The following is a 21,633-nucleotide window of genomic DNA, read 5'->3' on the forward strand; positions in this document are numbered from 1 at the left end:
CGGTCATGGCCTGAATCTGCCTTATTCCCTCCGCAACGAGGCGAACGTGCCTGACGGCCTCGACGATGTTTCCTGTTCCTGCCTCGCCCTTGGTTCTAATCATTGCGGCCCCTTCCCATATCCTCCTGACGGCCTCGCCGAGGTTCCTCGCCCCGCAGACGAAGGGAACGTTGAACTCGCGCTTGTCTATGTGGAAGAACGGGTCCGAAGGAGTAAGAACCTCGCTCTCGTCAATCATGTCAACGCCCAAAGCTTCGAGTATCTTCGCCTCGGCGACGTGGCCGATTCTGACCTTCGCCATGACAGGAATCGTAACCGCGTCCATTATCTCCTGAATCTTCTCAATAGGTGCCATCCTCGCGACTCCACCGGCCTTCCTGATGTCGGCCGGGACGCGGTGCAGGGCCATAACAGAAACGGCTCCTGCCTCTTCTGCAATCCTCGCCTGCTCAGCGTTGGTAACGTCCATGATGACTCCGCCCTTGACCATCTTGGCGAAGCCCCTCTTGAGCCTCTCCGTTCCCTTGGCCTCGATAACCTTCAGCTTGTCCATCCTCACCACCTCATTCAGATGAACGTTTTAGTGGATTATAAGCCTTGCCACCAGCAATGGAGGATTTTTGTAAAAAATGTTCAAAAAATGGCACGAAAAGCCGAAAAGGTTCACTCAAGTTTTGACAGAACCTCAAGGCTCACGTCGAAGTTCTTAACCGAGTGGGTGAGGTAGCCGAGGCTTATGACGTCGATGTCGAGCCTTGCATACTCCTCGATGTTCTCCGGCGTTATGCCCCCGGAGACCTCGATTTTCACCCTATCGCGCAGGCCCTCGCGCTTTAAAGCTTTAATCGTCTCCGCTATCTCCTCAGGTTCCATGTTGTCAAGCATCACAACGTCGGCCCCGACTTTAGCCGCTTTAAGGGCATCCTTAAGGCTCTCCACCTCCACTTCGACAACCTTGTAAACGGAAAATTCCTTCGCGCGCCTTATTGCTTCTTCCAGCGGAACAAGGGCGAGATGGTTGTCCTTAATGAGTATCGCGTCGCTCAGCGAGAAGCGATGGGGCTCGCCGCCGCCGATGAGTATGGCCCTCTTGTCTATCAGCCTGAGAAGGCTCTTCCTCGTGCCAGCTACACGGACCTTCGAGTTCACGGCCCTGACCTTCTCGACGAGCCTCCTAACCTCGGTCGCGATACCGCTCATCCTGCCCATGACGTTCAAAGCGGTTCTCTCGACGAGCAGAATGGCCCTCGCGTCCCCCTCAAGCTCGAGGATTACGTCTTCTTTCCTAACTTCCTCGCCGTCGCGTTTTCTGACCGAAACCTTGACGCCAAAGTGCTTGAAGAGAGCTTTAGCTTCTTCAACGCCTGCTATAACTCCATCTTGCTTGGCTATGATTACGGCCCTGGCTTTGGTGCCCTCAGGAATCACCGCCTCGCTCGTCACGTCGCCGAAGGGTGCATCTTCTTCAAGGAGCCTGAGCAGATAGGGGAGTGGGGTCATAAGTTTCCCTCCCAACTTAACAAAAATCCCGAAATCTTGCACTCTCAACTTAACACCTTAGCTCATCTCAAGCATCCTCTCGATGGCCTTCCTGGCCTTCTCGGCTATCTCAGCTGGAACATCAACGGGGTACTTCATATCCCTGAGCGACTCGTAGACGCTCTGGAGCGTTATCGCCTTCATTCCAACGCAGACGGCGTCCTCCCTCGCGGGATAGAACTTTATGTTCGGGTAGAGCTTGCTCAGCCGGTAGACCATCTCCCTCTCGGTGAAGACGACCCACTCGCTCCACTCCGGCGCGTGCCGTATCATTCCCCCCGTGGAGACTATTATGTCGGCCCTTTCCTGTACTTCCGGCTCGCACTCGGGGTGGACCATCAGCTTGGCGTTAGGATAACGTCTCCTCGCGCGCTCCACGTCCTCAACGGTGAACTTCCTGTGGACGTAGCAGTGCCCGTCTGGGGGAACTGGGATTACCTTCTTACCAGTCACCCTCGCGACGTAGCTTCCCAAGTTCTTGTCCGGGCCGAAGATTACAACGTCGGAATCGAGCTTTTCGACTATTTTGACCGCGTTGGCTGAAGTTACCGTCACGTCGGCGTAGGCTTTCGCCTCGGCGGAACTGTTCACGTAAAGAACGACCGGCGCGTTAGGATACCGCCTCTTAGCTTCAAGTATGTGCTCAACTTTAAGCATGTTGGCCATCGCGCAGGTGGCCGTTTTAGCCGGGAGGAGAACGGTCTTCTCAGGGTTGAGGATTTTAGCGGTCTCGGCCATAAAATCGACGCCCGCGAAGACTATTACCTCGGCATCAACGTTTACGGCCTTCCTCGCGAGCTCGAGGCTGTCCCCAAGGAAATCCGCTATATCCTGCACCTCGGGGGGCTGGTAGTTGTGGGCCATGATTATCGCGTTGCGCTCCTCCTTAAGCTTCTCAATCTCGGCAATCAGCCTCTCCTTGTCCATTTCCCATCCCTCGGCGGGGGTAGAAGAAGGGAATTAAAAGGGTTTTTGGACACCTTTGATTACAGCCTGCACCTCCCGTCGAAGAAGCTCGGCCTCTCGAAGGCCTTTCTCATGACCGGAAAGTCCTCGCGGTAGTGGCTTCCCCTGCTCTCTTCCCTCGCGAGTGCACACTCGAGAACGCCCCTCGCGAGCAGTTTCAGCCTCGGGTCGGCCTCGATTCCCTCAAGCTTCCTGAGGCCCTCCCCGAGAGTTTTCGCGCTCCTAACTATTCCAGCGTGATTCCAAAGGAGCTCCCTCAGCGGGTCAACGTCTCCAAGCTCGTAGCCGTGATAGAGGGGTTCCTTAACCTCCCTGCACCTCGGCCTTTCCCTCGCTATCGTTCTCGCAACCTCCAAACCCGAAACGATGCATTCGAGGAGGGAGTTGCTAGCCAGTCTGTTCGCCCCATGAAAGCCGTTGCTCATGGCCTCTCCTATCGCGTAGAGGTTCTTCACTGGAGTTCTGTACCAGAGGTCAACCGTTATCCCGCCCATCGTGTAGTGGGCTATCGGCGAGACCGGGATTAAGTCCCTCGATGGGTCTATCCCATCCTTCCGAAGGAAGGCGTATATCTGCGGGAAGCGCTTCTTGAAGTTCTCTATTCCCCTCGCGTCGAGGAAAACTTTCTTTCCATTCTGCATCTGGCGGTAGATTGCCCTCGCCACGATGTCCCTCGTCGCCAGTTCGTTCACGAAGCGCTCTCCCTCGTCCGTTACGAGCTTAGCGCCGGCTCCCCTAACGGCCTCGCTTATTAGGAAGACGCCGTTCTTTCCGATGTAACCGGTCGGGTGGAACTGGACGAACTCCAAATCGCGAGCGGGGGCGCCTTTCATGAGAGCGTCGCCGATGAGAAGACCTGTGTTATCTGGAGAGCCGGCCGTAAACCTGAAGAGCCCTGAAAATCCGCCGGAAGCAATAACAGTCGCGTCGAAGCGGAGGAACTCGCCCTCGACGAACACCCCGCAGGCCTTTCCCCTCTTTATCGCGAGCTCATCAACTTTTCCTCTGACGAAGTTAACGCCGAGCTCCCTTGCGCGGAGGTAGAGGAGCTTCGTGACATGCTTGCCGGTCTCGTTCTTGATAGTAAAGACCCTGTGGAATGAGTGGCCACCTTCGGTCTCGCTCGCCTCGAACTTCAGGCCGAGGGAGAGCAGGAAGTCGTAGGCCTCGCTCCCCTTCGAGATTACGTTCCAAACGACCTCGCGGTCGTTGATGTACTTTCCGGCTTTGATTGTGTCGAGAACATGGGCTTCAAGCGAATCGCCCTCGAGAACCGGGAAGGCTATCCCAGCCTGAGCGAGGTAGGAGTTGCTCTTTCGAATTCCAGGGCCGATGAGAGTAACATCAAAACCCCTCTTGGCGAGCGCTATGGCAGAAGTCAGACCAGCGATTCCATCGCCGACGATTCCAATTTTCATCCCACCACCCGGAGAAAGAAAAGGGGAGAGACTTAAACGGTTTTCTGATTCTCGGGAGGAACGGCCGAGGCTCATCTCATCGAGTAGAACCCAACTTCCCAATAAGTTTCCCCTCTAATCACATAGCTCTGCCATTGTATCCACTTGCTCATCTCCCTGGTTCCGTAGCGGTCGATGCCTGCAATAATGAGCACATATTCTTTCGAGTTCCAGGGATTTCGAATCGTCTCAACGACTCCAAAGACCACCGAGGGAACCGGCGAGTTGAGCGGGATTACGCTTATGTTGTTCTCGGTTATCCGAAAGGCCGTGAAGTTCTTCACCGCGTTCGGGTTCCTCCTCAGGACCCAAGAGCCGTTGAAGGCGAAGCGCACGGGTATGTTTTCGTTGAGCCGGGCGGTTATGGTGTTGGCAACGGGACCGCCGATGAGTATAAGGTTGCCCCTCAAATCCTCATCGGTCAAATTCGCATCCTCCTTGACCACGATTGAGGGGGCCTGACCGTAGAGCCTCATGTAGGTTTCCCTGAGGAGTTCGGCGAGCAGGTAAGCCGTCTCCCTGTCGTACTCGTTCCCGCTCTCATTGGGGTTCTGCGTCCCGTAAACAATGATAAGCTTTCCCAGGTAACCTGCCCTGTCCAGTACGTTGGGCTCCACAACGGGAGCAACCTTCCTGTAAAATGCGCTCACGTTCCCGGGAGTTGCCCAGCACCCCATGTGCCGGGCCAGAGTTGGTGCGTACTGGTAGAGGGTCTCATTGAGTTCCTCTGCCGTTCTGTACTCATCAAACAGGTTCCCGAAGGGCAGGAACATGGCCGACATTGCCTTAGATTTAAAAAGAACGTAATCCCTCGGCACTCCACACCTCAGGGCAATGTATTCAGCTATGCTCTCGGTGAAGAGCTCGTTGAGGTACGTGTAAAAGGAACCGTAGTGAGCCGGGTCGTAGGTTGTGGTAGTCGGTAGTTCGTTCCGCACCTCCCAGAGGTAGTAGCTCATGTTCTCGAAGGTCCTGAAGTTCCGGTCGAGAAAGTCTCGAACAAACGGATGGGTGAACTCGTGGAGTATCGCCACGACATACGAAAGCATCGCGACGTTGTTCTTGTAGTACAGCCATCCAACGTAGTACACCGTCCCGTTCTCAAAGACGACGTGAGGGTGTATGTGAAGCGAATACGAGGCCTCAACCCTGAAGGATTCGTAGGTGTGGCCAAAGAGCCTTTCGTACTCCTCGAGGGCACATTCCAGGTATCCCAGCAGAGGGCGGGTTATTCCCGCATAATCACTCCGGTGGGCGCTGTAGAAGGCCATAAAATCGCTTTTCCGGGCAAAATTTGCCAGCAGTTCAAGTTCGCCGAGGTCGGTCTCGTTCGGCAGGTAACCCAGCAGGGCCAGCCTGCTACTGAATTCCGCGATTTCATTATCTCTGGCATAGAGTGGCAGGGAGCTGTTGAAAACCTCGCGGATGTACTTAACGGCCGGGTCGTCTCGGTAAGGCGCAAAGTACGCCAAAACATCATTGATGTAGCCTTTTGGCGCCGTTATGAAGTAGTCGCTTCCGTTGAAGGCGAGAATATAAAGGACGGCGAAGAGCTCAAGATTGGGGTTGATTTCAACTTTAATCCCGTCCTTGTTTTGGGTCGAATTTTCACTCACGTGAGGTGAGGTTCCAAGGATGATAAGAACTGCCAGCGCTAAGGCCATCCCCCTGAACAGCCCCATCTTCCATCACATCCAGTATTGTTGCATTTAGATTAATATAATGGTCGGATATAAAAGTTCTCAAACAGAAATAAATTCCACGACATCAAACAATTGTAGAAAAACAAAAGATACCTGCGTGTTGCTAAATCCCGAAATCTAAAAATCACTTCCCGAGCGGATAGTTCGGCGCCTCATTTGTGATAAGTATGTCATGCGGATGGCTCTCCTTAACTCCCGCCTGCGTTATGATGACGAACTCGCCCTTCTCCTTCAGCTCTTCGATGGTTTTGGCGCCAACGTAACCCATTCCCGAGCGCAGGCCACCGACGAGCTGGTAGAGAACCTCACTTACAGGCCCCCTGTAGGGAACGACGCCCTCAACACCCTCCGGAACGAACTTTCTCGTCTTCATGTGGCCCTTCTGGTAGTACCTCTCGGCTCCGCCCTTCATCATCGCCCCGAGCGAGCCCATTCCGCGGTACTGCTTGTAGCGCCGTCCGTTGATGACGACTTCTTTACCTGGTGCTTCCTTAGTTCCAGCTAAAAGAGAGCCAAGCATGACCGCGTCTGCTCCGGCCGCTATGGCCTTGACTATGTCGCCGGAGTAGCGGATTCCACCGTCCGCTATCACGTGGAGCCCGTACTCACTCGCTTTGTCGGCGACGAGCGCTATGGCCGTGATTTGCGGGACGCCGACGCCAGCGACGACGCGGGTGGTACATATACTTCCGGGCCCTATTCCGACTTTAACAGCGTCGGCGAAGGTCAAATCATCGACGGCCTTCGGGTTGGCAATGTTTCCAACGATGAGGTCGGCGTCAACCGCTTTCCTTATCTCCTTCATGGCCTTGATGGCTTTGAGGTTGTGGGCGTGAGCCGTATCGATGACGATAACGTCGGCTCCGGCCCTGTCGAGAGCCTTCGCCCTTTCAAGGTCAAAAGGCCCAACGGCAGCAGCAACCACCAAATCGCCGTTCTTGTCCCGGACGGCGTTCTTGTACTTCCTTCTCCTCGCCAAATCGCTCATCGTGATTATGCCAACGAGCTTCCCTTCTGAATTCACAACCGGCAACCTGTCAATCCTGTGCTCGAACATAAGGTTGAGGGCTTCCTCGGCTGTTACGCTCTCGGGAACTGTTATCGGCTCGCCGGTCATCACGTCCCTCACGAGCTTCCCAGGCTTGACGGCTATGTCCTTCTTGCTGATTACTCCCACGACCCTTCCGTCCTCAACAACCGGCAAGCCGTCTATGTCGTTCTTCTCCATCAGGAAGAGGGCGTAGTCAATCGTCTCGTCCGGTGAAATCGAGATGACATCCTCAACGATGAAGCGCTCGGCGCGCTTGACCTTCCTGACATGCTCGACCTGTTCACTTATGCTCATGTTCCTGTGGATCACTCCCAGTCCACCCTCCCGGGCCATCGCGACGGCCATCTCCCACTCCGTCACAGTGTCCATCGCAGCGCTGAGAATCGGGATGTTTAGCCTTATTCTCGGCGTAATCCTCGTCGAGACGTCAACGTCCTTCGGCTCGACCTCGGTTGGCTGGGGTATGAGAAGAACATCGTCGAAGGTATAACCCTTTATGGCATTAACAAGTTTGTGTTTAAACTTTCCCATTTCCACCAGACCTCCATGTCCTTTTTAACGTGAACCTGTCAAGGGTTTTTAAGTATTTCGAGCTATGGTAGAGTTGTAGATTAGTCACATTAATCTAAGAAACGTGACGTTTTGACAAAGAGAGGTGCGTTTTTTCGAGGGAATCTGTCCAACGTACAAAAAAGTATCCGAAAAGCCAATATAGGACACCACAGTCCGTCATATGGTGATTGCCATGAGGAGGGTTTACGAAATCCAGAGGAGAGCTTCAGAAAAGCTCAGGGGGGAGGGCCAAACCATTCGTTAGTGCAAGGTCCGAGGAGTTACTGTTTGAGATTCTAAAGGAAGGTCTCTTCTGGGCCGCCTGGGGACGGCCTTCGGAGGTCATGCCCTTCTTGAGGGGAAAGCTTTTGAGCAACGGATTCAGCGAAAGCTCCAAGAGACAGCTCGAGTGGCTTCTCGACGAGCTTGAGAGGTTCTACGAGCGCGTCGCCTGCTGTGGCAGGGTCGAAGAAAAGCACGTCAGGGCAATCAGGTCCTTCCACAGGGACATCGTCTCGGTGATAGAGACGGACGGGGCTTAGCTTTTTAACCCCTTCCTTCTACCCCCTCAGGGATGATGAGGGAAGTTTCGTCCGAGCGGTGAGGAAACTCGCATGGGCTGACCACCCTCAACCTTTTAAACGGCTATTCTCTTCGCCCTTCGGGAAGAAAAATGAGCGAAAACGAGAAGTTTTCGAAGTTCATCGCCAGGCTCAAGGTTCTCATCGAGATGGAGCGAAAGGCCGAGATAGAGGCAATGAGGGCCGAGATGAGACGGCTCAGCGGCCGCGAGAGGGAAAAAGTAGGAAGAGCGGTTCTCGGCCTCAACGGGAAGGTAATTGGCGAGGAACTCGGCTACTTCCTCGTCAGATACGGACGCGAGAGGGAAATCAAGACGGAGATAAGCGTCGGCGATTTGGTCGTGATAAGCAAAAGGGACCCGCTGAAGAGCGATTTGGTCGGGACTGTCGTCGAGAAGGGAAAGCGGTTCATAACGGTGGCCCTTGAGACCGTGCCCGAGTGGGCATTGAGAGGAGTTCGCGTTGACTTGTACGCCAACGACATAACCTTCAAAAGATGGCTTGAGAACATTGAAGCCCTTCGGGAAAGCGGGAGGAAGGCTTTAGAGCTCTATCTCGGCCTGAGGGAGCCTGAGGAGGGCAAGGAAGTAGAGTTCAATCCCTTTGACAGGAGCTTAAACGGGAGCCAGAGGAGGGCCGTTGCCAAGGCCCTTGGGAGCCCTGACTTCTTTCTGATTCATGGGCCTTTCGGGACTGGAAAGACGAGGACCCTCGTCGAGCTGATACGGCAGGAGGTGGCCAGGGGCAACAAGGTTCTTGCAACGGCGGAGAGCAACGTGGCCGTTGACAACCTCGTCGAGAGGCTAGTTGATTCCGGTTTGAAGGTCGTCCGGGTCGGGCATCCGAGCAGGGTCTCAAAAGCTCTCCACGAGACGACTTTAGCCCACCTCATGACCCGGCACGAGCTCTACGGCGAGCTGAGGGAGCTCCGCGTAATCGGGGAGAACCTGAAGGAAAAGCGCGACACCTTCACCAAACCGGCTCCAAAGTACAGGCGCGGGCTGACCGACAAGCAGATTCTCCGTTTGGCCGAAAAAGGAATAGGCGCGAGGGGCGTTCCGGCAAGGCTAATCCGCGAGATGGCGCAGTGGCTCAAAATCAACGAGCAGGTGCAGAAGACCTTCGACGATGCAAGGAAGCTGGAGGAGAGGATAGCGAGGGAGATAATAAGGGAAGCCGACGTCGTTCTGACGACGAACTCTTCGGCCGGGCTGGAGATGGTTGACTACGGCTCCTACGATGTGGCGATAATAGATGAGGCCACGCAGGCGACGATACCGAGCGTGCTCATCCCAATCAACCGCGCGAGGCGCTTCGTTTTGGCAGGCGACCACAAGCAGTTACCTCCAACAATACTCAGCGAGAAGGCGAAGGAGCTGAGCAAGACACTCTTCGAGGGCCTAATCGAGCGCTATCCCTGGAAGAGCGAGATGCTAACCGTCCAGTACAGGATGAACGAAAGGCTCATGGAGTTTCCGAGCAGGGAATTTTACAATGGCAGAATTAAAGCCGACGAGAGCGTCAGGAATATAACGCTGGCCGATTTGGGCGTCGAGTTGCCGGAAGGGGACGATGTGTGGGCCGAAGTCCTTAAGCCTGAGAACGTGCTCGTCTTCATAGACACCACCAGAAGGGAAGACCGCTTCGAGAGACAGCGCTATGGAAGCGAGAGCCGGGAGAACCCACTTGAGGCGAGGCTCGTGGAGGAAGCCGTTAAGGGATTGTTAAAGCTCGGGGTTAAGCCTGAATGGGTTGGTGTCATAACCCCCTACGACGACCAACGCGATTTGATAAGCTCGCTTTTGCCTGAAGAAATAGAGGTCAAGACGGTGGACGGCTATCAGGGTCGGGAGAAGGAAGTCATAGTTCTCTCCTTCGTCCGCTCGAACAGGAAGGGTGAGCTGGGCTTTTTAAAGGATTTGAGGAGGTTAAACGTCTCGCTGACGAGGGCAAAGAGGAAGCTGATTCTGATAGGCGACTCCTCAACGCTGAGCTCGCATCCGACTTACAGGAGACTGGTGGAGTTCGTGAGGGAGAGGGAAACGGTTGTTGATGCCGGGGGACTGGAGGTGTGAGAAATGTTCCTCTACACAAAGAACTTCGAAGAGCAGAAGGCGAAGGCGATGGGGGGCCTTAGACAGGCTTTAGCGGAGGGCAAGGTTGATGAGGACATAATACCCCTGCTTGAGAAAATCAACGCGCTTGAGAACTACTTCACAACCTCCTCCTGCTCGGGCAGAATCTCGGTCATGGAGATGCCCCACTTCGGCGACAAGGTTAATTCAGTCTGGCTCGGCAAGTGGCACAGAGAAGTCACCGTCGAGGAGGTTCTTAAGGCGGTTGGGAGGCACTCCAAGGGTCAGCTCTGGTTCTTGGTTAGGAGCCCAATCCTCCACGTCGGCGCAAGAACTCTGGAGGACGCGGTTAAACTGCTCAACCTCGCGATAGGGCTGGGCTTCAAGTACTCGAACATTAAAAGCGTGAGCCATAAGAAGCTCCTCGTTGAGATACGCTCGACAGAGAGAATGGACGTCCCGCTCGGCGCGGACGGTGAAGTGTGGGTGAGCAAGGACTACATCGAGAGAATCGTTGCCATAGCGAATGACCAGCTGAGAAGGTTTAAGGGGAAGCTGAAGAGGCTAGAGGAAGAGGTTGGGAAGCTATCGGGAGGATAGGTACTCCTTAAGCTTTTCAAATTCTTCAAGTAGGTAAAACGCCTCGATACCTGCGTTTCTGCTGTTTTTGACCATTATCCGGTCATTCGAAACTAAAATACTCCCAGTTAAAATCGCCGTTGCTATGTAGTACGCATCAACAGCGCGAGGGTGGACGTTCTCCGAGACATAAACAGCGAGGTTAAACACTTCATCCTCAGTTTTTACATTGAAATCCTCTATCAATCCCATCAAAGTGAGGTAATCCAGCTTAACGCCAAGTCGTCTTGCCACGGAAAGCACTTCGACTATGAAAATTCGAGGAACATACACGCATCGCCCTTCAATTAGCTTGAAGAACCTTAGGGCGAGTGCTCTGCGTTCGGGATTTCCTTCAAACAGGGCATCAATAAGCACATTAGCATCTATCACTATCATCTTCTGTCCTCCTCAAGAATCTTAGAGGGGCTTTTGAACTTTGGCAAGCTCTCGCTGAGCTTCTCAAGCTTTCTAAGGAACTCTTCCGTTACAATCTTCTCCTTGACAATCAGCACTACCCTTTCATTCTCACGAAGATGGGGCTTTTTGAGGGGTTTGAATACCCCGTTTTCATATATAGCTTCAATCTCTTCCATTTATCTCACCATTAGATGTTTGACGTTTAGCCTATTAAAGCTCACCCCCTCAAGCTCCGTGAACCGAAGGGATACCAAACCAGCCAATTTAAACATCGAGCGGGAGCTTTACGTAGTCGAGGACGCTCCCGCGGCTCTTCTTTATCTCCACGTGCTCCACGAGCTCCATGAACTGACCGCCGGCGAGGCCGTCGCCAATTATCGCGCTCCCCTGGGCGGCCTCTTTGGCCTTACCCTCAAGACCCCTCAGCCTGACGACGGGAAGGTCAAAGAGCTCCTCGAAGGTATCCTCTACGTCCTTCCTCAGCTCGTCCATGCGCATCAGCCTGCCTGAGAGGATTATCTCCTGGGCATTTCTAACGACGGCTAGCTCTGAGGCAACGGCCTTAATGAAGCCGTCCTTCATGGCCTCCCATGCCTTTGAGAAAGGTTCCTCGTCAAGCCTTCTGGCGAACTCCTCGGGAGGGAGTATCTCGTTGGCCGCTATCACCGTTGCCCCGCCCCAGAAGAGGTGCCACTTCTTTATCCTCCCCATCAGGTAGGCGACCTCGCCGTCGAGGGCCCCGCTGTTTACATAAGCTGGGCCAGGGAATATCGTCCCGCCGATGCCATCAACGATTTTTCCTCTCTTCACGGCTCCAGCGTAGTTGTAGCCGAAGCCCACCTCGAGGAGGACGAAGGAAACCTCGCTGTACTCAATTCCAAGCCTCTTTGCCTGGTCGTAGATGCCGAGCACGGTTATCGCCATTTTATCGGCCGTCCCCATGTCCACCCTGTTGTACTTCCTCCACTCGGGGACGGTCGGAAGGTGAATGACCCCTGGAATGAACCAGACGTTCATGCCCTTCTGTGCCATCTGGTCAACCATCTCTTGGAGGCCAAGAAGAACGGGGATTTCCTTCATTTCCTCCTCTCTAACGAGGGTCATCTCGAAGCGGTCCCTCTCGGTCAGCTCGCTTATGTGCTTCAGCGGAAGGCCATAACCAGAGGGGCCAATTATGAGCTCGGCGTTGAAGTCCTCGATGGCTTCAACTATCCTCCCGGGGTCTTCGGCAACGACCTCGCTCGGAAACGTTAAATCGAGCTTTATCCTTCCGTCCTCTAAGCCAATAACATCGAAGCTCTTGGTTCCTGGGTCAACTCCTATGACCCTCACGAGAACTCCCCCCGCTTAACCGCTCATCCAGAGAAAAGGAATGAGATGTTTAAAAACTGTGCTGGGACTTCAAGACTTCACACAGGCCAGATAGAAACACAGAACATGAGAACAGAATAGAAAATTGGGAAGAGCTAAAGCTCAAAGCCTTCAGTCGAGGTCGCTACCGAAGTCGTTGCTTCCGCCCTTGTCCTCCTTGTCCTTCTCGAGCTTGCTGGCGGCGATGACGTCATCGATGCGGAGTATCATTATGGCAGCTTCGCTGGCGCTCTTGATGGCCTGCTTGGTGACCCTGAGCGGAGCGATGACACCCTTCTCCATCATGTCGGCCGGCTCGCCCTCGAAGACGTCGACGCCGATGGTCGGACCCTTCTCCTTGTGGGCGGCGATGACCTTGACGAGGGTCTCAACCGGGTCAAGGCCAGCGTTCTCGGCGAGAGTCCTCGGTATGACCTTGAGGGCCTCAGCGAAGGCCTCGATGGCGAGCTGCTCCTTGCCACCGACCTCCTTGGCGTACTCGTCGAGCTTGATGGCGAGCTCAATCTCCGGAGCACCGCCGGCCGGGAGTATCTTGCCGTCCTCAACGATGTCCTTGACGACCTTGACGGCATCCTCAAGGGCCCTCTCGACTTCATCAACGACGTGCTCGGTTCCACCCCTGATGAGTATGGTTACCGCCTTCGGGTTCTTGCAGCCCTCAACGAATATCATGTTCTCTCCAGCAACCTTCCTCTGCTCGACGAGCTCGGCCTCACCAAGGTCCTCTGGAGTCAGGTCGCGGACGTTGGTCACAATCTTGGCGCCGGTGGCCTTGGCGAGCTTCTCCATGTCGCTCTTCTTAACGCGCCTGACGGCCATTATGCCGTACTTGGCGAGGTAGTGCTGGGCGAGGTCGTCAATGCCCTTCTGGACGAAGACGACGTTAGCGCCGACCTCCTTAATCTTGTCGACCATCTCCTTGAGCATGCGCTCCTCCTGCTCGAGGAAGGCCTGGAGCTGCTCTGGGCTGGTAATCCTTATCTCGGCGTCGGTCTCGGTCTCCTTGACCTCGAGGGCGTCGTTGATGAGCGCAATCTTGGCGTTCTCAACCCTCTTGGGCATGCCGGGGTGAACGACCTCCTTGTCTATGACGACACCGCGGATGAGCTGGGTCTCCCTAACGCTCGCTCCCTCCTTCTTCTCGAACTTGATGTTGTCGAGGTCAACCTTGTACTTGTCGCCGACCTTCTCGGCGACCTGCCTGACGGCCTCAACGGCAATCTCGGCGAGGTACTCGCGCTCCTCCTCGGCGGCCTTTCCGGTGATTGAAGTCACAGCGGCCTTCTTGAGAGTCTCAACGTCGTCCGGGCTGACCTCCTTGGCGATGCCCTCAAGAATCTCCTGGGCCTTCTCGGCGGCGAGGGCGTAACCCTTGATGATTATGCTTGGGTGAATGTTCTGGTCGAGAAGCTCCTCAGCCTTCTTGAGAAGCTCACCTGCGATAACGACGGCCGTGGTGGTACCATCACCAGCCTCCTTGTCCTGGGTCTTCGCAACCTCAACCATCATCTTCGCGGCCGGGTGCTGGATGTCCATCTCGTCAAGGATGGTGGCACCGTCGTTGGTGATGACGATGTCGCCAAGGCTGTCGACGAGCATCTTGTCCATACCCTTCGGGCCGAGGGTGGTCCTTATGGTCTCGGCAACGATTCTAGCGGCGAGGATGTTGAGCCTCTGAGCGTCCCTTCCAACGTACCTCTGGGTTCCTTCAGGCAGAATAACGACCGGCTGTCCAGCGAGCTGGGCCATCTCCCCTCACCCCCTCCCTTTTTCTTTTTTACGGGATGAGGTCTTTTAGTAACCTTAAGTGCTTCCGCGTTATCATTCCTTTGGCCTATTTATAAGCTTTTCGGTCATGTCCGGCAACGTTTATAAATCCCCCACGAGAAGGAGTAATCATGAGCATGAGGAAGCTAATCCCAATTGTGGTACTCACCCTCGCCGTGGCATTGGTAGCATATAGCCAATTTCAAGCTGGCGGGCTGGAAAAATACCTTGAGGACATCAACCAAAACCTCGACTACGTAGCCGTCGTCAGAGTAGACAACTTCACGACCCTCGTCCTCAAAGAGGAAAATCACTATCTCGTGGTTGAAGAACCCGACGCATCGGGAATGTGGAGCCTGTTCAACGGGACCGGGAAGACAGTCAGGTGGACGATATGCGGCAGGGGCGGCCAGAACAACGGAACCCAAGAGATTCTGGGGCCGATTGTCTTTATGAACTACCTCCTTCCGGTCCTCAACGGAAGTCCACTCTACGACAGGAACGTCACTTGGGGGAACCCGATTGAGGTCACGCTCGTCAGAAAACCCGGAGTTCCACCTTACGAGAACGTCACAATAAATGACACCAAATACGGCCCTCAGACGTTGCAAATCCCAGTGAATGACTGGATTAGGGCCAACTTAACAGTCTCGGAGGGGAGGCTGAAGAAGGCAGTGATAACCTCAAGGTACCCCGACTACTTCAACTTCAGCACAAGCACCGTCAGGGTCGAGATAGAAATCGTGTATCGGGGAGAAAAAGACTACGAAAAGCTGAAAGCGCGCGTTGTGGAGCGCTACATGGAACTGCTAAGGGCCTGTCCGGGCGAACCCTCCATAAACTGGTTAACATGAACGGCAATGCCAAGTTCCTCAAGCTTCTCCTTGAGCTCCTCGACTTCACCCTTCGGCCAGCAGTGTTCCGAGCACCAGTCCTCGTCCCGGGGGTTCGTTAAGGGCCTGCCGACGAGCGGGTTCAGAACGACGTAGAAATCCGTTTTAATCCTCCTCAGACCCTCCTCGATGTAAGGCCACGCGTCAAAGCCTCTCGCCACTGGGATTCTGAGTTCAAGCGGGATTCCGTGGTCTGAAACAACTTCAAGGCCCCTCAGAAAGAGCCTCCAGAGCTTTTCCGCGGGCTTTTCAGGGAGACCGTATAGTGCCGGAGGAGCTTTAAGGTCGGTCGCTATATGGCCCACCAGGTCAGCCTTCAGGAGCTTTTCAAGGGGTCCAACGAGGGTTAGGTTCGTGTTGAGGCTTACTGGGACGTCCAGAAGCTTAACCTCCGCGAAGAGCGAGCTAAGCTCCCTCCACTGCATCAGTGGCTCCCCTCCGGTGACGTGGAAGTAATCAATGAGAAACGCACTCGCCTCAAGCTCGTCGAGGAGGGCTTTTCTATCGAGGGGGAAGCAGTCGAGGCCTTCCGCTATGCGCCAGTTGTGGCAGAACGGACATTTAAGGTTGCACCCGCAGAGCCAGAGCGTGAAGGTAACCTTTCCGTGAACGTCAACCATGCTGACGCTCTTCCACCCGCTCGTGAGCATGGAACCACCTCCAGAAAAGGAATCAGGAGGAGTAGTGCCTCCTCGCCCAGAACTCCTTCTTTCTGAAGGGGTTCCAGTTCTTGAGCGGTCTGTAGTAGCCGATTATTCTGCTCCACACTTCGACGTTCTCACTTCCACAGCGCGGGCAGTGGGTGTGCAGGCCCGTCGTTGAGTATCCGCAGGCGTTGCAAACGGTTATTGCGGGAGTGTAGCTCCAGTAGACGAGTTCCGTCCTCATGAGCCTCTTCGTGAGCTTTGCCAGGGCTTCGGGGTCCGGTTCTTCGCCGAGGAAGATGTGCATCATCACTCCACCGGTGAAGCTTCTCTGAACCTTCTCCTCAACCCTTATCCTGTCGGCCAGCTCAAGTGCCCCGTAGTAGGGCGCCACGCTGGTCGAGTAAATCGGATTCTCGGGGTCGCTGAGGTACTCTCTGAGCTCCGGGAACTCGCGAAGGTCTTTTATAGCCAACTTCGCCGCGGCGCTTTCACCGGGCACCTCTTCCACGTTCCAGGGCGTTCCCGTTTCCTTCATCCACTCCCTCGCCTTGGCCGTCGCGAACTCCACCATCTCCTTCATCAGCTCCGCCGCTCTCAGCCAGTCCTTTCTCGTTCCCTCCTCCCAGAGCTTCGGCTCGTTGAGGTAAATCGAGGCCGCCTCCGGAAGGCCGAGGATTCCGATTGTGTTGAAGTGACTGCTCGGAAACTCCTCAAGGTAGAGGTGAATCATGCTGTACATGTGCTTGTAAGAAGTAATCAGCCTCACGTAGCGCTCCCTGAACCAGTCGGTTGTTTTTCTCACGATCTCAAGAAGCCTTTCGTACTCCTCCCAGAACTTATCGTCGTTCCCCCTGGCCTTCAAAGCCAGCCTCGGGAGGTTCACGGTCGTAACGTTCACCGAGCCGGTAACGTCGGGCATCGCCCAGAGTCCACCGAAGCGCCCCCTCTCGAGCCTCTCCAGCGCTTCCTCCTCGGCGCTCTTCCCGGAGACGCCGAAGGCAAAGGCCATCTCCGTCTTGTCGATGGCGATCCTGCAGCACATCGCGTAGCTCGCGTCGGGGTCAACGACGTTCGTGTTCAGCCAGTAGAAGCTCCCGCGCTTCGACGCCGTCGCAAAGACCGCCTCAAATATTTCAGGGTCGTCCCAGAGCATCTTGGCAGTAACCATCAGTGTCGGAATCGGGAAGGTGAAGGGCTGGCCGAGCGCGTCCCCCTCGCGGAGGACCTCAGTTAGGGCTATGAAAAACTCCTTCGCCTCCCTCTCATACTCGCCGAGGGGTTCGACCTTCTCTCCAGCGTAAACCGCGTGGTCGCCCTCGAGCATCTTTTTGGGAGCGTCGAGCGTCACGGTGAAGTTTGTAAATGGAGTCTGCATTCCCACCCTGCTCGGGTAATTGAGGTTGTAAACCAGCCTTTGAATCTGCTGTCTGATTTTACGCCTGCTCAGGCCCTCCTTCCTGATGAAGGGCCCCGCGTACCACTCGACCGAGCTCAAAGCCTGGGCACCGCTGAAGTAGTGCTGCATTGTTATGAGGTAGTTCGCTATGTGGTCGACGTAGGTGTCGAAGTGCCTCGCCGGTCTTGAGACTATGGTCGGAGTCTTGAGACCCTTTTCGAGGAGCCTCGCGGTGCTGTGGCCTGTGCAGTAGGGGATGTATAGACTGTAGGGGAGCTTGTGGATGTAAATGTCTCCAGAGAAGTGCGCCTCCCTGCCCTCCTTCGGGACCAGTGAGATGCTCTCCTTTAAGGCCTCCTCCATCACGTAGGCGAAGAAACCCGTCGGACCGGGATAGCGGTTCGCATTCTCCAGAACGTCCAGACTGCTCCAGCCCGCGTACTCCTGAATGATATCACGCTTTACCGTCTCCATCTCAACCACCTGGATAAATTGTCCAAGTCTGTGAGAGCCGTTAAGTCCCTATAACAGTTCCCGTTGGACAAGTGGACGTATTGACTGGCAACTTTCAATACTTGTGGACAAACGACAACTGGATAAAAAATCCGGAGAAGAACGACGAACAAGATGACGGAGACAGTTGCTCATCCACACAAATTCGACGATGAATCGTCGCTTGTCCAAAAGATTATTGGCGATTTTAGCGAAATTTTCCCAGGTTCTGGATTCCAGGATTGAGATACCATAGCTTTTTAACGGGTTCGGCCAACCGAAGGGCGGTGATGTGAAATGGACATCAAGGAAGAGTGGGAAAAGGCTTTGAGCGAGAAGGACTGTGAGAAGTTGCTCGAGCTCTTTGACGATTACATCGACTCAATAGAGACCGAGGAGGAGCTCCGGGAAGAGCTCAAGAGGCTTGGAGAAGTTGCCGTTCAGTGCGACGACCCCTACGACCTGCTCCACGAGATTGGACACGTTTACGCTCACCTCGATGACGTCGAGAGCGCGATTGAGCTCTACAGGCGGGTCGTTGATAGGAAGAAGGACGACCCCGAGGAGTACGCGACGGCGCTCTACTACCTCGCCGATGCCTACGAGCACTTCGGAATGCCCGAGAAGGCGATAGAGACGTACCAGAAACTCCTTGAGCACGAAGAGAACGTCCTGAAGAACGACAGGGAGATAGCGCTGACGTTGGCGAACCTCGCGGTTAACTACGACGAGCTCGGCGAGACCGAGAAGGCCATAGAGCTGATGGAGCGTGCGAGAGAGATATTCGAGCGCATCGGCGATGAGAAGAACAGACTCATAAGCCTCCTCGACTTGGCTCATTTCCACTACGAGCTCGGGGACTACGACACTGCAGAAACGCTGATTAATGAAGTCCTGAGGAACCCGCGCGACGACGAGATTGAGATAAACGCCAAGCTGGTCGAGGCCGAGATTCACGCGGGTAGAGAGGACTACGACAAAGCCTTCAAGGCCCTCCGCGAGGCCTTACTCAAGGCAATCAACGTGAGCGACGACATTTTCGGCGTCGTCTTCGACACGCTGGTTGACTTCATCGAGGGGCTGTTCAACGAGAACGCCTACGACACAATAGCGAAGAACATGGAGGCCTTTGCCGAGCTCTTCGAGGACGATACGGCTTATTTCTTCAGGGCGATAGCCGAGCTGGCGCGCTGGAAGGCTGGAGACGACGAGGCAAAGAAGCGCTTTGATGAACTCTATTCAAAGGTTGAGAACGGGGAGCTCCGCTCGATACTAGACGAGTGGAAGAGGCCGAAGCTGAGTTTGAGTTTGGGGCTTTAGGTTTTTGCCTCTTCTTTTAATCCCTTTGCATAACGCTCTATCTCAAGGAGACTCCTCCGAATTACGTTCTCGCCGGCGTTCCAAATCTCTATCCCAATTACGTTTCCCTGCTCATCGTACTCGAACCAGATGTCCTCATCTACCTCATCGGTATCCGCTACCGGACCATCCTTGAGGAGAATGTAGAGAATATCGGCCTTGGGGTCGTATCTAATCTTCATACTTGAATCCACCTCCGAGATGACGTTCTTTTTTCAACAATCTTTTCTAAGCTTTTGCTTGTATCGATTATCGTGATTACCTCAATTACATCCCCGTAGTCATCGTACGCAATGATTAGCCAGTGATTAGGAACACCCCTCCGGCCAATTGCGATAAAATGACCGGATTTCAAATCATAGAACTTCATCTCCGGGAACTCCATGACGTTATGTACTTCGTCGATTTCAATTTTGCGCTCCTTTAATCGCAATTTCGCGTGTTCACTTAGTATAATGTTTGCCATCGCCGAAGTTTAAACCCCACTTCTAAAAATATTTTCGCTAAGTCCTGTGAGAATGTGACAACAAAGAATAGCGGAGAGGAGAATTCAAATCCTCGAAACGGTCTCGACCTCAGCTGACTCGACGTTCTCGACGTTCCTAAAGGCCTCGAGAACCTGGTCGAGGTCATAACCCTCCTCGTCCTTAGCCAAGACGTAGAACTTGAGAGCGACGAGACCGAAGGCTATGGGCTCGCGCTCGACCTTGGCGAGACCAAACTTCTCGGGAAGAACCTCCTTGAGCTTTGCCTCGAGCTCGTCGAGGTTGACTTCGGGGTCGGTCGGCATGACCTTAACAACCGCAACCATATTGTAGTCGCTCATCTTCTTCACCTCCTAATTCACGGCCCCTCCCAGCCACACTTGGGGCACTTGTAGGGAACGCTGAGGACCCTGCAGGATTCGCAGCGCCAGATTATCGCCTCACCGCAGTTCGGGCAGACGAAGTGGGTGGCGTGCTCCCTTGGGGTTATCTCCTTTCCGCATGAGGTGCATACGGGTATCTCGAACTTCATCTCCACTGCGAACACCTCCAAGAAAGGTGGTTTTTAAATCTCTGGTGAGCGTTGCCCGGCCGATTTATAAGCTTTTCCCCATACATGCCTTGAAACAGCCTTTGAGAAAGCTTGACCAGAGAAACTTTGCTGGGTAAAGTTTCATCAAGGTTTGTGATTCCTCTAACAAGGGCTTCTTCAAAAGCGTTTGCCTTTTCAACAGCTCCCGTAAGCTAGGAATTCCCTAATTTTGAAACGTTTAAATTTGGGTTTGCTTTTTCCACGCTCCAAAGGAGCGCTTTTTAGAAAACCCCCATCTTGAGGACCCTTTTAAAGAGAGTTCTCCCAAGAAAATGGCCGTTTAAAAGCGCAAACTTCTTAGAATTGCATTTTTGGAGAAGAATCACGAGCCTTGGTCAAACTTCGCGCAGGCGAGCAAGCTTTGTAACAGCCTTTGGGAAAGGCTGGCGAAAAGAATGCCCTTCTCACCAACGGGGCAAAAAGTCAGTCGTGCACTCTCAAATTGAAGAGTTCAACGCGAGTTTAACATTAAAATGGCCCAGTGAAAACAGTTTCAACGTATTTTTAGCGTCCTTCGGACGCCGTTTGGGGAATGAAACCCTTACGAGCAAGCTTTTGGAAAAAGCTTGACCAAAAGGGTCAAACCCTCACAGGGGGGCAAAGAGAGAGTGCATGCCTCTCCAAGTAACCCGTTGTTTTTGAGTTTGCTTTAATAGGGACTTTTGGGAACTGTGTTTAACTTAAAACGCGCCCGAAGGGCGCTAATGAAAGAAACACGCTCGAGAACGGCGAGTTTAGGAGCAAACCCTCAAAAATACACCCTCTAAAACGCATGCTTTATTTTGATGAAACTTTTCACAAGAAAAGTTTCTCCGCCAGCGCTTGTGAATGAAGCTTTTGGAAAAAGCTTCACCAAAAGCTCGTGATTCCTCTTCAAAGCTCATATGTAACATGATTTCAAAACCAAGCTGTCGTTAGAGGCTCGAATTCACTTGACTTAGACTTTCTTCTTGGGTTCTACTTAAACCGCGCTCCAAAGGAGCGCCTAAAAGCTTGAACCTCTTGTTAAAAGACGCCCTTAGAGAAATTCACCTTTCCACAGGAGCAATCAAGAGAAATCCACTCAAAGAACAGCAACACAAAAGAGAATCACAAACTTTGATGAAACTTTTGCTTGGCAAAAGTTTCGATGGCGGGCCGGGCGGGATTTGAACCCGCGACCTTCGGCTCCGGAGGCCGACGCTCTATCCAGGCTAAGCCACCGGCCCACCCCGAGGTAAATACAGGCCGGGGCTTAAAAATCTTAACCCGGGATAAAGCTTTTTAGAGTTCGCGAGAAGAATAAATTAGGTGAACGTCATGGAGCCCCACGAATTCAAGCTCACCGAAGAGGGCATCAAAGCCGTTCTCCCGCCCCTTGAAGCCGAAATAATGGAGCACATGTGGAAGGTAAAAGTGGCAACGGCCGGCCAGGTTTACGAGTACATGAAGCAGAAACACCCCGAGATAAGACGCTCCACGATAAGCATCCTGATGAACCGCCTCTGTGAGAAAGGGCTCCTTCAGAGAAGTGTTGAGAAAGGCAGGGGCGGTATGAGGTACGTTTACTCAATAACGACGACGAGAGAGGAGTTCGAACAGAAGGTCGTCCAGAGAATCCTCGACGCTCTGATGACGAACTTCAGGGAGGCAACCTACGCCTACCTGTCAAGGATAAAGAAGTGATGGG

At 53.9% G+C, this 21,633-nt stretch carries 21 protein-coding genes, 1 tRNA gene and 1 pseudogene; 6 read left to right on the top strand and 17 right to left on the bottom strand.

All coding sequences use genetic code 11. The features are described 5' to 3' along the window. From MVO87_RS03425 to guaB, 6 genes and pseudogenes are all read right to left on the bottom strand, one after another. Positions 1–553, bottom strand: a pseudogene (locus tag MVO87_RS03425) (pyridoxal 5'-phosphate synthase lyase subunit PdxS); the annotation flags it as partial. A gap of 110 nt (positions 554–663) precedes the next feature. Beyond that, positions 664–1,500: a carboxylating nicotinate-nucleotide diphosphorylase gene (nadC, locus tag MVO87_RS03430; RefSeq protein WP_297512603.1), complete on the bottom strand. Its 837-nt coding sequence runs from the start codon at positions 1,498–1,500 to the stop codon at positions 664–666. A 57-nt stretch (positions 1,501–1,557) separates the two neighbouring features. Continuing rightward, complete coding sequence (gene nadA, locus MVO87_RS03435; RefSeq protein WP_297552196.1) at positions 1,558–2,466, bottom strand: quinolinate synthase NadA; 909 nt, start codon at positions 2,464–2,466, stop codon at positions 1,558–1,560. A 59-nt stretch (positions 2,467–2,525) separates the two neighbouring features. Beyond that, on the bottom strand, positions 2,526–3,923 hold the full coding sequence (locus MVO87_RS03440; protein ID WP_297552197.1) for an L-aspartate oxidase: 1,398 nt from the start codon (positions 3,921–3,923) through the stop codon (positions 2,526–2,528). A gap of 71 nt (positions 3,924–3,994) precedes the next feature. After that, entirely contained in the window at positions 3,995–5,644 is a 1,650-nt protein-coding gene (locus MVO87_RS03445; RefSeq protein WP_297552198.1) for a DUF4932 domain-containing protein, read from the bottom strand. A gap of 145 nt (positions 5,645–5,789) precedes the next feature. Beyond that, complete coding sequence (gene guaB, locus MVO87_RS03450; protein ID WP_297514569.1) at positions 5,790–7,247, bottom strand: IMP dehydrogenase; 1,458 nt, start codon at positions 7,245–7,247, stop codon at positions 5,790–5,792. Positions 7,248–7,612: 365 nt separating this feature from the next. Between guaB and MVO87_RS03455 the strand changes: the two genes are divergently transcribed. The 3 genes from MVO87_RS03455 (at position 7,613) to taw3 (ending at position 10,524) form a co-directional block, all read left to right on the top strand. Next, entirely contained in the window at positions 7,613–7,810 is a 198-nt protein-coding gene (locus MVO87_RS03455) for a hypothetical protein (protein ID WP_297514566.1), read from the top strand. 131 nt (positions 7,811–7,941) lie between these two features. Further along, positions 7,942–9,924, top strand: coding sequence for an IGHMBP2 family helicase (locus MVO87_RS03460; protein ID WP_297514562.1), 1,983 nt, complete (start codon positions 7,942–7,944; stop codon positions 9,922–9,924). 3 nt (positions 9,925–9,927) lie between these two features. Further along, on the top strand, positions 9,928–10,524 hold the full coding sequence (gene taw3 / locus MVO87_RS03465; RefSeq protein WP_297514559.1) for a tRNA(Phe) 7-((3-amino-3-carboxypropyl)-4-demethylwyosine(37)-N(4))-methyltransferase Taw3: 597 nt from the start codon (positions 9,928–9,930) through the stop codon (positions 10,522–10,524). On the opposite strand, the gene MVO87_RS03470 is transcribed toward taw3, so the two are convergent. The 4 genes from MVO87_RS03470 to thsB form a co-directional block, all read right to left on the bottom strand. Beyond that, a complete protein-coding gene (locus MVO87_RS03470) occupies positions 10,510–10,941 on the bottom strand; it encodes a type II toxin-antitoxin system VapC family toxin (protein WP_297514556.1) in 432 nt (143 codons plus the stop codon). The genes taw3 and MVO87_RS03470 overlap by 15 nt on opposite strands. Further along, positions 10,938–11,138 carry an antitoxin family protein gene (locus MVO87_RS03475; protein ID WP_297514554.1) on the bottom strand — a complete coding sequence of 67 codons (201 nt, stop codon included), beginning with the start codon at positions 11,136–11,138 and terminating at the stop codon, positions 10,938–10,940. Before MVO87_RS03475 ends, MVO87_RS03470 begins: the two co-directional genes overlap by 4 nt. A gap of 88 nt (positions 11,139–11,226) precedes the next feature. Further along, entirely contained in the window at positions 11,227–12,294 is a 1,068-nt protein-coding gene (locus tag MVO87_RS03480) for a DUF1464 family protein (RefSeq protein ID WP_297552200.1), read from the bottom strand. 150 nt (positions 12,295–12,444) lie between these two features. Continuing rightward, positions 12,445–14,082, bottom strand: coding sequence for a thermosome subunit beta (thsB, locus tag MVO87_RS03485; protein ID WP_297552202.1), 1,638 nt, complete (start codon positions 14,080–14,082; stop codon positions 12,445–12,447). Positions 14,083–14,231: 149 nt separating this feature from the next. Between thsB and MVO87_RS03490 the strand changes: the two genes are divergently transcribed. Further along, positions 14,232–14,954 (top strand): hypothetical protein, encoded by a 723-nt coding sequence (locus tag MVO87_RS03490; RefSeq protein ID WP_297552204.1) that lies wholly within the window; start codon positions 14,232–14,234, stop codon positions 14,952–14,954. Here MVO87_RS03490 and MVO87_RS03495 read toward each other — a convergent pair. Together MVO87_RS03495 and MVO87_RS03500 are read right to left on the bottom strand one after the other, a co-directional pair. After that, the gene (locus tag MVO87_RS03495; protein ID WP_297552206.1) at positions 14,897–15,643 is read right to left on the bottom strand and encodes an anaerobic ribonucleoside-triphosphate reductase activating protein; all 747 of its coding nucleotides are present in this window, start codon (positions 15,641–15,643) and stop codon (positions 14,897–14,899) included. The genes MVO87_RS03490 and MVO87_RS03495 overlap by 58 nt on opposite strands. A 22-nt stretch (positions 15,644–15,665) precedes the next feature. Beyond that, positions 15,666–17,510, bottom strand: coding sequence for an anaerobic ribonucleoside triphosphate reductase (locus tag MVO87_RS03500; RefSeq protein WP_297515674.1), 1,845 nt, complete (start codon positions 17,508–17,510; stop codon positions 15,666–15,668). 315 nt (positions 17,511–17,825) lie between these two features. Here MVO87_RS03500 and MVO87_RS03505 point away from each other — a divergent pair, with 315 nt between their 5' ends. Further along, entirely contained in the window at positions 17,826–18,848 is a 1,023-nt protein-coding gene (locus tag MVO87_RS03505) for a tetratricopeptide repeat protein (protein WP_297552208.1), read from the top strand. Here the strand turns inward: MVO87_RS03505 and MVO87_RS03510 are convergent. The 5 genes from MVO87_RS03510 to MVO87_RS03530 form a co-directional block, all read right to left on the bottom strand. Further along, the gene (locus tag MVO87_RS03510; protein ID WP_297515668.1) at positions 18,845–19,069 is read right to left on the bottom strand and encodes a DUF2283 domain-containing protein; all 225 of its coding nucleotides are present in this window, start codon (positions 19,067–19,069) and stop codon (positions 18,845–18,847) included. The two genes, MVO87_RS03505 and MVO87_RS03510, sit on opposite strands and share 4 nt — an antisense overlap. Continuing rightward, positions 19,066–19,353, bottom strand: coding sequence for a DUF4258 domain-containing protein (locus MVO87_RS03515; protein WP_297515665.1), 288 nt, complete (start codon positions 19,351–19,353; stop codon positions 19,066–19,068). The genes MVO87_RS03510 and MVO87_RS03515 overlap by 4 nt, the downstream gene beginning before the upstream one ends. A gap of 84 nt (positions 19,354–19,437) precedes the next feature. Continuing rightward, positions 19,438–19,713, bottom strand: coding sequence for an elongation factor 1-beta (locus MVO87_RS03520; protein WP_297515663.1), 276 nt, complete (start codon positions 19,711–19,713; stop codon positions 19,438–19,440). Positions 19,714–19,730: 17 nt separating this feature from the next. Further along, positions 19,731–19,904 (bottom strand): zinc finger domain-containing protein, encoded by a 174-nt coding sequence (locus MVO87_RS03525; RefSeq protein WP_050003902.1) that lies wholly within the window; start codon positions 19,902–19,904, stop codon positions 19,731–19,733. Positions 19,905–21,094: 1,190 nt separating this feature from the next. After that, positions 21,095–21,172 (bottom strand) — tRNA-Arg (locus tag MVO87_RS03530). A 91-nt stretch (positions 21,173–21,263) separates the two neighbouring features. On the opposite strand from MVO87_RS03530, the gene MVO87_RS03535 reads away from it, so the two are divergent. After that, positions 21,264–21,629: a BlaI/MecI/CopY family transcriptional regulator gene (locus MVO87_RS03535; protein ID WP_297514543.1), complete on the top strand. Its 366-nt coding sequence runs from the start codon at positions 21,264–21,266 to the stop codon at positions 21,627–21,629. The last annotated feature ends 4 nt before the right edge of the window (positions 21,630–21,633 follow it).

The organism is Thermococcus sp., assembly GCF_027063845.1.
Taxonomy (GTDB): Archaea; Methanobacteriota_B; Thermococci; order Thermococcales; family Thermococcaceae; genus Thermococcus.